Raw genomic sequence first — 13310 nt, 5'->3', positions numbered from 1 at the left:
TTAATTCAACTATCGGGAAACAAACATGAGTTTTTTAAGAGCAGAATGGCGGAAGTTAGCTTTCATCAATTACGTAATAGATCCCTCCGTTTTGCAAGAATTTGTTCCTTTTGGAACCGAACTGGATTTCTACGAAAATAAATGTTATATAAGCCTAGTCGGTCTTCGGTTTGTGAATACTCGTGTGCTAGGATTTAAGATTTCGTTTCACGTAAATTTTGAAGAGGTAAATCTGCGGTTTTACGTGAAAAGAAAGGTACCCGATGGTTGGCGGCGGGGAGTAGTTTTCTTAAAAGAAATTGTACCTAAACCAGCCATTACTTTCGTGGCCAGTACTTTTTACAACGAAAAATATGAAACCATGCCCATGCAGCATAGTTGGCAAGAGAATGAAGTTGATAGGGAAGTAAAATACCGTTGGAAAAAGAGTTCTAAGTGGCAAGAAATTCATATAAAAGCAGAGAAAATAGCTAGTTTCATTCCGGTGGGTAGCGAGGCTGAATTTATTACCGAACATTACTGGGGTTACGCGCACGTAAATCAGCAACAAAGCAATGAGTACGAAGTAAAGCATCCCAAATGGGTACAATACGCAATTATAGATTACAAATTAGAAGTAGATTTTGCTCTTGTTTATGGTGCTAAATTTAAATTCTTAACGGACTATCAACCAACATCGGTGATGCTGGCGGAAGGTTCTGAAATATCGGTGGAGAAGAAATTAGAAATAAAAATTAACGCCCGAGCTTACGCAAAATGAAATGTACTGTACTAATGTAATCCTTATCAAAGAGCCATTAATAAAACCAAAATTCTTTATTTCACTTAAAAATGCCTGTCTTTTATGAAAACATCCCGCAGAACATTTATTAAAACCAGCGCCGTTGCTTTAGCTGGTTCCGCTCTCTGGAGTAAACAGCTTTTTGCCGCCAAAAACCCGAAAGAAATTGTAGGTATTCAATTGTATTCGGTGCGGGACCAAATGAAAGCCAATCCATTGGAAACCTTGCAGCAAATAGCTAAAATAGGCTATAAAAACGTGGAGCACGCTGGTTATACCAACGGTAAATTTTACGGTTATGCGCCGGATGAATTTAAAAAGATTCTGAATGATTTAGGGATGAAAATGCCGAGTGGCCATTCGGTTTTGGGCAAACAACATTACGACGCTGCCACCAAAGAATTTACCGATGAATGGAAAAAAACCGTGGATGATGCCGCAACCGTTGGTCAGCAATACGTGATCAGCCCGTGGATGGATGAGAGCTTACGGCAAGATGCGGATGGCTTAATGCGTTTCTTGGATGGGTTTAACAAATGCGGCGAGCTTTGTAAAAAAGCGGGGGTAAAATTCGGCTACCATAACCACGATTTTGAATTTTCTTCTAAACTAAATAATAAAACTTTATTCGATATTATTCTGCAAAACACAGATTCAAAATTGGTGGCGCAACAATTAGATATAGGAAATATGTACGGGGCCGGTGGCCGGGCCTTAGATATTATGAAGCGCTACCCGGGCCGCTTTGAATCCATGCACGTAAAAGATGAAATTAAAAGTGAAAAAGGTGAAATGGGTGGTTACGAAAGTACCATTTTAACGATGGGGGTTATTCCGGTGGAAGAAATTATGAAATTAGGCCGAAAAATGGGCGGCACTACTCAGTTTATCATTGAACAGGAATCCTATCAGGGCAAAGATCCGTTGGTTTGCGTGAAAGAAGATTTAGCGATGGTTAAAAAGTGGGGCTTCCAATAATAAAGAGAAAGCCTTCTCTAAATCGGGAAGGCTTTCTCTTTATAAGTATAGTAACTTCATTCCCTTAACCAATTACTTTTCCGGGATGCGAATTTTGTAGTTTATCGGTAAGCCATAATAAAAAGATGGCTTCGAATACCAGCGTAAATGGAATGACCGATAAATTTTTGAAAAACAGCATAATTGTCCATTCGGAGGAGGTGTTGGTTAAAATACCACCTTGCTTTAGAGAGAGTAAAAGACAGGTTTCGTAAGCTAATAGCTCAATTAAATAATTGATACAAGCCGCTATTAGCAAGAAACAAATAAAATTTAACCAAATAGCTAACCATTGCTTCTTCGCTTTTCGCCAAGCTGCGTTTAAAAGTTGATGACGATTATTTTTCTGCGTTAGTACCTGTTTGATTTTTAATAATCCGGCTTTCAGGTTTGCCAAACCAAGCACGTAAACAAACAACAAAAGTCGTGTTCCTTCAATTATGACTTCTAAAACAAGGTGTAACCAAGTGGGTATTTTACCAAATCCACCAAGTTGAATAACCCGGCCAAAAGCGGCAATTAGCCCTAAGGCTATTATAATTACGAAATGCTTTTTTATAAAAGAAAGCGAGTTTATTAGCCAATTAACTTCTAAGGCAGGATTAGGTAATCTCATTTTTCTAAATTTTAGATGGTACATGTATTTTTCGATAAGTATTTAAAAATTTTCTTTATCAAATTGATGCGCTTCAAGTAGGGAATTGCTGAGGAATTTGTTTACTTTTTTAGTGTGAAACAAAGTTTATTTATTGCCTAAACGAAAGTTTGTTGTCCGCTAAAACCTGCCGGAGTTTAGGTAAGGAACTTGGACCAAACCCATGTAATTTTAAAACTTCCTCTTCGGAATATTTTGAGAGTTCTTGAATGTTGGTGATACCTTTATTTTCCAAAGCTCTGCGGGCGGGTGCAACTAACAAGGAAAGAAAATCATCTTGCGGTTTACGTTCTTGTTCACAAATTGGGCAAGTGGGGCCATCGCTGCTTTTATAGTATTTGTGCCCGTTGCGGCAAGTTCTTAAATTTTTCTTAGAAGTAGCTTTCTCCAGGTTTTTCTCCACCCGATAGGCTACTATCTTCTTAATTAAATCAACAGGAAGGGGTTTATTCAAAGGAAATTTTATGGTGCCTTTACCACCTTCGTATGTTGCTAATTCTTCCTGAAAAGCTTGAATACCGGAAGGTGCCGGATAAAAGCCAATGTGGTTTTTATAAGCGCCGAAATGCACCAGATTACCCTGCAAATAAAAGGTAGGAATGCCGTAACTGATTTTTTCTTCTGCTTCGGGGGTTATTTCTCTAATGGTTGTCCGAAGCTGTTGCAATCTCTCCTGGATTTCCGGGGGAAAATCTTGAATGTACTGGTCGATGTTCGCAGAATTGTTCATGGATTGGGGCTTCATGAAAGTAAAATTATAAGGTATTCTGATTAAAAATAATCTAGCAATTACTACTTAACAATAATTTAATTCATGTACTGTTTTAAGCTAGATTTACTATTTAACCGCAAAAAAATTATTTGGCTAAGCAGCTCAAACAATTTCTACTGAATGACTCATTAGAAATTGTTTGAAGTTATAAATAAAAGCAAATTAAGCGCCTAGAAAGGCTAGCTAATTTTCATGTAAACTTTCAACAAACACATTATAAAGTATTTTTTAACTAATGCTTTTGATATCTGAACGGGTAAGAAAATTTTAAAGGGTAATTTAGCTTTTCAGCCGTTATCAACTCTTATTCTTCCCAAATCTGATTCATTTCGGTAAGGATAATGGGTTTGCCATCCGTAATTACAAGGGTATGTTCGTGTTGCGCCACAAAACCGCCTTTGTTACCGATTAAAGTCCAGCCGTCTTTTTGGGTAACGGCTTGGGTAGAGGCCGTGGAAATAAACGTTTCTACCGCTACTACCGAGTTTTTCTTAAATCGCTTAAAATTATACGTATCCCGGTAATTCGCAATTTCGTGGGGTTCTTCGTGCAGGCTGCGCCCAACGCCGTGGCCGGTTAAATTTTGAATAACTTTATATCCTGCTTTTTTGGCTTCGTTTTCTATTAAGTAACCAATTTCGGAAATTCGCACGCCCCCTTTAATGGCAAAAATAGCTTTCCGCAAAATTTCTTTAGAAGCTTGAATTAAGGGTTGATGCTGGTGAATGTCCTCGCCCAAAACAAATGATCCCCCATTGTCGGACCAAAAACCATTTAGCTCCGCAGATACATCAATGTTAATCAAATCTCCTTCTTTCACAATTTTCTGATTTGAAGGAATACCGTGGGCAATTTCGTTATTCAGGCTAATACAGGTCCAACCCGGAAAGTTATACGTTAAACGGGGTGCCGATTTTGCTCCTAAGTCCTTTAAAATCTGGCCGCCGTATTCATCAATTTGTTTCGTTGTCCTACCCGGTTGGGTGTAATTTCTCATTTCTTTTAAGATAAACGCCACGGCTTCGCTGGCATTTTGCATCCCAACCAATTCAGATTCTTTGGAGATCGACATAAATCAGTAGTTATTGGTTATTAGTTGTTCGTTGTTGAATTTTAAGCATCAAAAAATCAGCAAATAAACTGGTAAAATACTTTAAATTAATTCTATTTGAGGTCTACAGTATTTAATTAGAAGGAAATACAAGTTTTGGTTATTGTAAAATAGGTAGAGTAAGTTAAAGACGAACAGCTTAAAACTTTCTACTTTCTTGCAAATATTTTAAATTAGTAAATCCGGACAAATGCTTTTTCTACTATTTACTAAAAGGAATAGTCCGTTTCTCAGCGCTGCTTTGGCGGGCTAGTTCAATCATCCGGATGGTTTGGCGGGCTTGTTCGGCCGTAACGGCTAATTTAGCTTCCCCACAAAGAGTTTGGTAAACATTTACGTAAAATTCCCGGTAATCGCCTGGTTCACTTTCTATTTTACCTATTACATGTTGCCCCTGGTACTCGGTATTAATGGTTCCCCAATTGGCTTCCGGTTCTTTTCCCCAGTTAGGGGTATGTAGTGGGTGTAATCCTTCTTTTAAAGCGGCTTCCTGCACATCCATGCCGTATTTTACGTAGCTGCCGTTTTCCCCGTGCAACACATGAACGGGTCCGGGTTGGCGCACCAGCATACCGGCTTTTAAGGTTACTTTCAGTTGTGGGTAATCCAATATTACGGTGAAGCTATCAATGGTTTTGCCGTTGGTTCGCTGAATGCGTTCATCAGCGATAATAAATTCCGGTAAGCCAAACAAACACTGCGCTTCGTCGATCAGGTGGGCGCCTAAATCGTACAGAATGCCGGAACCCGGCGTATTTTCTTCGCGCCAGGCACCCGTTCTAAAAAAAGGCCGGTACCTATCAAAATGAACTTCCAGCTCTACCAAGCGACCGAGCATTTGTTGGGCTATAATCTTCCGGATGGTTTTGGCATTGCTGTCCCAGCGCCGGTTATGATGTACCGTTAATAATTTATTTTGGCTGGTCGCCAGATTAATTAATTTATCGGCTTCTTCTGCGGTAATGGTAAAAGGTTTGTCTACCACCACGTGTTTGCCCGCCAATAAGGCTTTTTCGGCGAGCGGATAATGCGAATTGTTCGGCGTTGCAATAACAACCAGGTCAATTTTCTCGTCAGAAATGATAGCCTCGGAATCAGGAACAATTTCCGCGTTGGGATAGCGGGTTTGCGCCAGTCGGATATTATCTAGTTTAGTCTCCCTGATTTTAACGAGTTGCAAACCCGGTACGGCCGTAATAATAGGCGCGTGAAATACCTGACCGGCCATGCCGTAACCGATTAAACCAACTTTTATTTCTTTGGCCATAATTAATCTGGATTGGTTTTAAAAGTGGAATTTTTTATGCGAGTAAAACTACTAACTTAAATCTAAAAAGAAACGAATTTGATATCTTCTAGTCTTAATGGATTAAACTAGTAAGTGTCTTTTATTTCTTCTAAAAGTTAAAATTAAGTACTGGTTGGCATACTATATAAATTTACTATATTGAGTGCGCCGGAAGAAACATTCCATATATAAAAATGATTAGGTATAAAGGCTTCCTTCACTTATAAAATGGTCTTTTTACTTCTGGCTTATTCCGCTTAATTGATTTCATTCTTGACGCACCTATACCAGTAAAGAAAAATATGGCCCTATCTACCCAACGATTTACCGCCCTGGATGTTTTCCGGGGAATGACGGTTTGTTTTATGATTATTGTGAATACTCCCGGGAATGGGGCTACTACTTTTAGTCCTTTGCTGCACGCCAAGTGGCACGGTTTCACCCCCACCGATTTAGTATTTCCTTCTTTCCTTTTTGCGGTAGGCAATGCTTTAAGTTTTGTGATGCAGCGTTACCGCACCATGACGCAAGGCCAGGTAGTTAGTAAAATTCTAAAGCGAGTATTTATCATTTTCATGCTGGGTTACCTTATGTACTGGTTTCCTTTTGTGCATTATGAACAAGGACATTTAGTTGGCAATCCCATAGAAAACACCCGTATTTTCGGGGTTTTGCAACGAATAGCTTTAGCCTTTGGGATAGCAGCGCTTTTAGTCTACTACTTGCAATGGAGAAAAGCTTTACTCGTTTCCATTATCGGACTTTTCGTATACTGGGCTTTACTGTTAATTTTTGGAGAACCCGGCGCCCAATTAACCTTGCACGGCAACGCGGTTTTAAAGTTAGATAATTGGCTGATTGGCCCCTCGCATTTATACATGGGCGAAGGAGTACCTTTTGACCCGGAAGGCTTATTAAGTACTTTACCGGCCATAGCCAACGTAACCGCCGGATACGCCGCCGGCTTTTTCTTACAAAAGCAAGGCAAAACGTTTGAAGCGTTGGCGAAACTTCTTTTAACAGGCTGTTTGCTTTTATTTATCGCTTACGCCTGGAATTTAACTTTTCCGGTTAATAAAAAATTATGGACGAGTTCATTCGTGGTTCTTACCGTTGCCATTGATTGTATATTATTGGCGATGTTGGTGTACGTAATTGATTTGCGACATAAAATCCGATGGACGTATTTTTTCGAAGTTTTTGGCCGCAACCCGCTGTTTATTTACCTGCTTTCTGAAGTTTTGGCCATTCTGTTATACTTTTTCCGAAGCGGGGAAGGAAGTTTGTACGAAGCCATCTATCAAACAGTATTCTCCCCATTTGGCGGTTACATGGGCTCGCTTTTATTTGCCTTAAGTTTTATGTTAATTTGCTGGTTTGTCGGGTATTTGTTAGATAAAAGAAAGGTATATATAAGAGTTTAGGAGCAGTTATAAGGAAACAATTATTTGTTTTATCATCTGCTTATGCAGTGATTTTAATAAGTTCTTTTTATACTTTTAAATTTATACAAATTGTAAATAAAGGTTGGTTTTTAATGCTAATTCCAGCTTATTTCTTTAGTATTTATTTAATCATTGAATTAGTAAATAAAACACATCAGTTCTTGCGAGTTATAGGTATTTACTTAGATTTTGGTCATGCAAGTGTTGCCTTATTGGAATTATGGCTCTTAGGTAATTTAACGGGCTCTATTATGATTGCATATGGCCTATATAAGAGAGTAAAGAACCGAGAGTCATAGCGTATAGAAAAATTTTTAATTCTGTTGACCTAACAATTTTTCAATTACAGTATTACCATTGGTTAATGCCTCCAATTATAAATCAAAGTAAGAGGATGTCGAAAGTTCCATCCTAAGCTTAATTTTAGATTAAATCTCGCCATTTAAAGAATTTGTTATTTATCCGCCGGCCAGTATTCCGCCATTTTGCGGCGGAGGAAAGTTACGCTGCGTTCCAGTTGTTCCATTCCTTCTACCCCATCTTCGATGCTGATCCAGCCATTAAATCCTACTTTTTTTAATTCGGAAAAAATAGCATCGTAGTCGTTTAAACCTTTACCGATTTCGCCGTGGCGTAAACGTTTAGCGTATCCAGCGGAACCACCTTCTTCCTTCCGTAAATCTTCTAAGGTGCCTTCCATTAAATAACGATCGCTGGCGTGCATGGTAACTACCCTTTTGGCTACTAACCGGAGCAACTCCAATGGATCATCACCGGCCAGATAAGCATTACTGGGGTCGTAATTTACCCCGAAATTAGGATGTTGGACTTGCTGCACTAAAGCCCAGAATACATCCATTTTCTGGGCAAACTCCGGATACTCCCAAAAGTCGTCCTTATAATGATTTTCCAAAATTAAAGTAATCCCTCGTTCCTGAGCGTAGGGTAAACAAGCGGCTATGCTCTCCGCCGCTAAATTGATTCCTTCCTGCATACTTACCTCCGGCCGCCTTTGCCCCGAAAGTACCCGGCAATACGAGCAGCCCAGGGTATGAGCCATATCGATCCAGTTCTTCTGCTTCGCCATTTCTTTCTGCCGAAAGGCTACATCCGGATGCGTAAAATCCGGGGAGCAGCAGAGCATGGGAATTACCTTACCATGATCTTCTACCTGCTGCCGGAAACGGGACCAGTTACATTCATCGGCCATTTCCAGAAAACCCGCGTACCACTCCAAGCCATCAATGTCTAATTTTACGGCAAGTTCAATCCATTCGGAAACGCGCATGGTGCCGTCCTGGCAAAGCGCTTGCATAAAAGCTTTCGGGAAAGCAGCTAATTGGGGCATGAGTGGTTATTAGTTATTAGTTGTTTGTTGATCGATTAGTAAATTATTGATAATTAATAACTTAGTATAAATGATAGTTTAAACTAAGTTCGTCGAAGTACTTAAGCTAAAGTTTTTAAGTTAGTTATGTGCATTTTACTTACTTTCTTCTCTAACCGAATTGGGAATAGTGGAAGTATCTTTTGGTGGGTTACGGCCAATAAAGGGATGTTGCTCTAAATCTACTACCTGTCCGCTAATGGGGCCGCTTTCGTCGGCTAACCAGTAAACGGCCGCCGCGGCCATCTCAGACGGCCACAAAATCCGACCGGCCGGAGCAAATACCGATGGTATTTCGGTGTACCAATCTTCTGGTAGGCCTTGTTCGTGTTTGCGTTGCGCTTCGTTTTCGGTAAGTACCCATCCCGGATTAATCTGGTTCACCCGCACCCCGTTTTCCCGATGTAGCGTATCCCCTAAATTGCGCGTTAATGTCATAAGTGCCCCTTTGGAGACACTGTAAGCCATTAAATTAGGCTCGCCGCTGTAGGCATTTACCGAACCAATGTTCAGCACGCAACCTCTAACCTGGCTTAAGTGCGGCAAAGCGGCTTTAATTAAGGCGAACGGCGCTATGGTATTTATTTCTAAAACCCGGCGTAAAAAAGCTTCGTCGGTTGTATGAATGTTGGAGCTGATAACCCAAGCGGCATTATTAACAATGGCATCCAGCCGGCCAAAAACTTCCAGGGCAAGGTTTACTAATCGTTGCGAAGCGCCAGGAGAAGTCAGGTCTTCAATGTGCAAAGTGGCATTACAGGAGCCCAAACGCTCTACCACCTCCTCCCCTAATTCTTTTTCTAAACCGTGAATAATTACCTGGGCACCTTCGGCCACGCAGCGTTCGGCAATAGCTTTGCCAATGCCCGTACAACTGCCCGTAACAATTATTACTTTGTTTTGCAGCCGCATGGTTAAACTGGTTTTAGCACACTTTTTACTACTTCTCCGCGGTGCATCTTATCAAAAGCTTCGTGCCATTCGGTAATAGGCCACACCCCGCCAATAATAGGCTTCACGTTTAATTGTCCGCTGGCCAGTAAAGCAATAACTCGTTCCCACACGGGCCAATTATGGCTGAAACTTCCCTGTAGGGTTACATTTTTCTGCACCAAAGGATCGAGCGAAAAATTTAAAGGTTGCGGACCCCACCCTACTTTGGCTATGTGCCCATTCGGACGCACCAATTGTAAAGCCATTTTTAAGGTAGCGCTCACGCCGGCGGCATCAATCACGCAATCTGCGCCTAAACCATCGCGTTCCTGGGCCCAAGGGGTCGCATCTCCCACAATAGCTTCGCAACCGTATTGTGCCCCAATATGTAACCGGTGCCGATCGGCTTCTAAACCCACCAGCGCTACTTCGGCTCCGCAAAGCTTGGCTACTGCCGCGCACAAAATACCAATGGTACCGGGTCCGAGCACAATAACCCGGTCGCCTGGTTTTATCCGGGAATTTTCTACTAAGGCGTTAAAGGCTACGCAGCAAGGTTCGGTTAAACAGGCTTCTTCAAAGGCTAATTTATCGGGTACTTTGTGTAAGCAGCGGGCGGGTACTCGCACAAAACGGGTCATGGCCCCGTTTACGCCGTAACCAAAGCCTTTCCGGGTAGGATCGAGATTATACAAACCGCTCCGGCTCATGGGATTGTTCGGATCAATCACCGCTGCTGTTTCACTTACAACTCGATCTCCTTCTTGCCAGCCTACTACTTTACTACCCAAAGCGGCGATATGTCCACCAAACTCGTGCCCCAATACTACCGGGTAATTGACCGGCCAGGAATGATCGGCGGTCCACTGGTGCAAATCGGAACCGCAAACCCCTACGTTGGCTACCTCCAGCAATACATCTTCCTCCCCAATGGTAGGTTCGGCAATTTCCCGTACTTCCACCGATCCTTTCTCCGGCGCAAAATTTACAACAGCAGCAGATTTCATATTTATTTTAGTAGTAAGTTTTAGGTTTTAGGTAAGAAGTTGCAGGTTAGAAAATTAAAAAGTATTTTAAAATAAGTAAAATAGTAGCTGCGTATAGAAGCTAAAATCTACAAATTTCAACTTCTCTAACTTGTAACCTGCAACTTGCAACTTCCAATTTAAATTCTACCTACCGGAACGTCACCGTAGGCGTGGATTTTATCACAAATTAGTCGTAGAGAGCTTTCCAGATCGCCATCAGCCGTTTTAAAGGCATCTGCGTCAATGGTTAAAGGCGCACCGAGTACTACCAAAGGAGCGCCGTATTCCGGACAACGAATGGCTTGTTCCAGGGATAAGCCACCTACTGCTTGTACCGGAATAGAAACGGCTTGCACTACTTCCCGCAACTGGTCCAATGGACTAGGCATTAATCTGCCTTGAGCCGCAATTCCCCGCCTTTCGTCGTATCCAATGTGATGAATGACGTAATCGCAACCTAAATCTTCCAGCCACTTGGCTCCTGCCACCATATCGGGACAAACCATATTATCGCCCATTACTTTAACTCCGAAATCACGACCGGCTTTTACCACGCATTTAATGGTTTCTTCGTGCGCCCTCGCCATTACCACTACGTGGGTAGCGCCCGCTTTTGCCATCATTTCTACTTCCAGGTAACCACCGTCCATGGTTTTTAAATCGGCAACTATAGGAACTCCCGGAAAATTTTGCGCTAATTGCCGCACCCCGTGTAATCCTTCGGCTAAAATTAAGGGAGTGCCTGCCTCTAACCAATCTACTCCGGCCCGTCGGGCTAGAGCGGCCGTTTGGAGAGCTTCTTCCATATTAGTAAGGTCAAGGGAGATTTGTACAATAGGTTTCATGAGCGCAGCGTGAAAAACGTACAAAAACTTTCAAAAACCCGCGCAAGCAGGTGAGCACAAATAAAAGACGGGTAAAATAGGAAATTTAATGAATAATTACCCAGAAAATAGAAACTAAAGTTTTAGGTTACTCAGATATAAGAAGAAAAACAAACAGATTTTATCAGATTAAATTTACTTTTTAAAGCATCTCCCGTAATTATTTTAAAAAGGAAGTTTAACACCGTATACTTCAATCTTAGTCGTAAAATGCTGCTTCAATTTGTTTAAAACCTCAGATTGGCTGCGGTTTAAAATTTTGCGGCCATCAATCTCTTGCACGGGCGTTAGTTCCCCCATGGTTCCGGTGGCAAATACCTCATCGGCATTGTAAAATTCGGTAAGAGATACGTTTTTTTCCATGGCAGGTATTTTTAATTCTGCCGCCATTTCCAGCACCAATTTACGGGTTATACCGGGTAAACAAGCATCTGGCAGTGGAGTATACAAAATGCCTTTTTTTACCATAAATAAATTTGTAGCATTGGTTTCAGCCACAAAACCTTGTCCATCCAGCATTAAAGCATCGTCGGCTCCGGCTACGTTGGCTTCAATTTTGGCTAAAATATTATTTAGTAAATTGTTATGGTGAATTTTAGAATCCAAAAACTGCGGATTGTTGCGCCGGATACCGCTGGTAATTAACCGTATTCCGGCAGAATTATCATAAACCGGTGGTTTGTGTTCGGCTAGTACAATTAAGGTGCAACCTTTTTGGTTTAACCGGGGATCCATGCCCGACGTTATTTTTTCGCCGCGGGTTAGCGTTAACCGGATGTGCGCGTTATCCTTCATTCTGTTGGCTTGTAAGGTAGCAAATACTGCTTCTTTGATTTCCTCCCTGGTGGGCACGTGGGCAAATGCTAAAGCATGGGCCGATTCCTGTAAGCGGTCTATGTGCTGCTCCAGCATAAAAGCATAACCGTGGTATATCCGGATTCCTTCCCAAACCGCATCGCCGCCTTGCACCGCACTATCAAAAACGGAAACGCGGGCATCTTGCCGGGAACATAAACCATTGACCCAAACTTTTATTTCAGCATTCCGGGGATCGTATTGTTGCAGCATAATCAGGCTTTAAGGGCGTAATTTTTTAAGGTAGTATAATAAGGTAAAGCTTCTTCGTACGTGTGGAGCAAATAGTTTGGTAATGAAGTAGTATCTGGTTCGGGCGGCATAAAATTAGTGGACTGATGTACCTGGGTGTACCAGTAAGGAGCCCAGCAACCATCTTCTGCCCGAGGGCCAGCCGGCCAGGAAAGCATAGCCTTGGTAAATGGTAAGCCTAATTGCTCGCACAATTTTTCTAAAATAACACTTGGGTTTTTCCGGAGTTCGTTGCCATCTAGAACGATTGGTTGTTGTCCTTCGGCTTGTAACCAGGCAAAAAGCTCGGCTTGTTGCTTTAAACCAATGTCGTTTAAAGTAGGCTGTTCTCTTACTTTGGCGTACGATAAAAGCATTTGGCCGGGGTCGCGGATGAGAAACACATTTTGAAATAACACGATAGAGCTATAATCAAAGCCTTGCAGGTGATGCCCCATATTTTTGATAAATACGTTGCCGTGTTTTTGTTCTAAACTTTTTATCTGGGTAAATACTTTTTTCGGATCGGGTTCTAAAGTTTTTAAAATTTCATCTTTGCCGGGATGTTCTAAACCGGTTAAAATCAGGTAAAAAGCATAAAACGGTTCATCCATTACTTTCATATCTCCTCGTTGAGCAAATGAATACATCAAGGCCGTAGAAATATTACGGGGTCCGGAAATTAAATGAATTACCATACATTTTATTTAGATTTAAAATGAAACTGGAAACGAAAATAACCTTCCAGTTTCATTTTATTCGGCGCCAATATACTCAAATCAGGGTAAGGTCTAAATTATTTTATTCGAAAGAAGTTTTAATATCAACCCGTAAATCTTTCCCTTATATGGAGTCACGTTTATAAATAAATAGGTAGTAAGGTTAAAAATAAGTGAAATGATTATTGGTAAAAGCAAAGTACA

13 protein-coding genes are annotated in these 13310 nt (G+C 41.3%); 3 read left to right on the top strand and 10 right to left on the bottom strand.

The genetic code is table 11. The features are described from left to right. Positions 1-25: 25 nt before the first annotated feature. Together AHMF7605_RS04230 and AHMF7605_RS04225 are read left to right on the top strand one after the other, a co-directional pair. Entirely contained in the window at positions 26-760 is a 735-nt protein-coding gene (locus tag AHMF7605_RS04230; RefSeq protein WP_106926755.1) for a YqjF family protein, read from the top strand. An 84-nt stretch (positions 761-844) separates the two neighbouring features. Next, on the top strand, positions 845-1759 hold the full coding sequence (locus AHMF7605_RS04225) for a sugar phosphate isomerase/epimerase family protein (protein WP_106926753.1): 915 nt from the start codon (positions 845-847) through the stop codon (positions 1757-1759). 64 nt (positions 1760-1823) lie between these two features. Here AHMF7605_RS04225 and AHMF7605_RS04220 read toward each other — a convergent pair whose 3' ends face one another. The 4 genes from AHMF7605_RS04220 to AHMF7605_RS04205 all read right to left on the bottom strand — a co-directional run bounded on the left by AHMF7605_RS04220 (position 1824) and on the right by AHMF7605_RS04205 (position 5603). Beyond that, positions 1824-2414, bottom strand: coding sequence for a hypothetical protein (locus AHMF7605_RS04220; RefSeq protein WP_106926751.1), 591 nt, complete (start codon positions 2412-2414; stop codon positions 1824-1826). A gap of 130 nt (positions 2415-2544) precedes the next feature. Next, a complete protein-coding gene (locus tag AHMF7605_RS30900; protein ID WP_106926749.1) occupies positions 2545-3198 on the bottom strand; it encodes a DUF1801 domain-containing protein in 654 nt (217 codons plus the stop codon). Positions 3199-3529: 331 nt separating this feature from the next. Next, positions 3530-4297, bottom strand: a complete 768-nt coding sequence (map, locus tag AHMF7605_RS04210; protein WP_106926747.1) for a type I methionyl aminopeptidase — start codon at positions 4295-4297, stop codon at positions 3530-3532. A gap of 241 nt (positions 4298-4538) precedes the next feature. Continuing rightward, entirely contained in the window at positions 4539-5603 is a 1065-nt protein-coding gene (locus AHMF7605_RS04205; protein WP_106926745.1) for an oxidoreductase, read from the bottom strand. A gap of 323 nt (positions 5604-5926) precedes the next feature. Between AHMF7605_RS04205 and AHMF7605_RS04200 the strand changes: the two genes are divergently transcribed. Next, positions 5927-7048 carry an acyltransferase family protein gene (locus AHMF7605_RS04200; protein WP_106926743.1) on the top strand — a complete coding sequence of 374 codons (1122 nt, stop codon included), beginning with the start codon at positions 5927-5929 and terminating at the stop codon, positions 7046-7048. A gap of 475 nt (positions 7049-7523) precedes the next feature. Here the strand turns inward: AHMF7605_RS04200 and AHMF7605_RS04190 are convergent, their stop codons facing one another. The 6 genes from AHMF7605_RS04190 to AHMF7605_RS04165 all read right to left on the bottom strand — a co-directional run bounded on the left by AHMF7605_RS04190 (position 7524) and on the right by AHMF7605_RS04165 (position 13085). Beyond that, positions 7524-8417 carry a sugar phosphate isomerase/epimerase family protein gene (locus tag AHMF7605_RS04190; RefSeq protein ID WP_106926739.1) on the bottom strand — a complete coding sequence of 298 codons (894 nt, stop codon included), beginning with the start codon at positions 8415-8417 and terminating at the stop codon, positions 7524-7526. Between the two features lie 135 nt (positions 8418-8552). Beyond that, positions 8553-9368 (bottom strand): SDR family NAD(P)-dependent oxidoreductase, encoded by an 816-nt coding sequence (locus AHMF7605_RS04185; RefSeq protein ID WP_106926737.1) that lies wholly within the window; start codon positions 9366-9368, stop codon positions 8553-8555. 2 nt (positions 9369-9370) lie between these two features. After that, positions 9371-10396: a zinc-binding dehydrogenase gene (locus tag AHMF7605_RS04180; RefSeq protein ID WP_106926734.1), complete on the bottom strand. Its 1026-nt coding sequence runs from the start codon at positions 10394-10396 to the stop codon at positions 9371-9373. A 158-nt stretch (positions 10397-10554) separates the two neighbouring features. Then, complete coding sequence (locus AHMF7605_RS04175) at positions 10555-11262, bottom strand: orotidine 5'-phosphate decarboxylase / HUMPS family protein (RefSeq protein ID WP_106926733.1); 708 nt, start codon at positions 11260-11262, stop codon at positions 10555-10557. Between the two features lie 204 nt (positions 11263-11466). Then, complete coding sequence (locus AHMF7605_RS04170; RefSeq protein WP_106926731.1) at positions 11467-12369, bottom strand: aminotransferase class IV; 903 nt, start codon at positions 12367-12369, stop codon at positions 11467-11469. A gap of 2 nt (positions 12370-12371) precedes the next feature. Further along, on the bottom strand, positions 12372-13085 hold the full coding sequence (locus tag AHMF7605_RS04165) for a sulfotransferase-like domain-containing protein (RefSeq protein ID WP_106926729.1): 714 nt from the start codon (positions 13083-13085) through the stop codon (positions 12372-12374). Between the last annotated feature and the right edge of the window lie 225 nt (positions 13086-13310).

Source organism: Adhaeribacter arboris, assembly GCF_003023845.1.
Classification (GTDB): Bacteria; Bacteroidota; Bacteroidia; order Cytophagales; family Hymenobacteraceae; genus Adhaeribacter; species Adhaeribacter arboris.
This window is presented reverse-complemented; position numbering and strand designations above follow the sequence as displayed.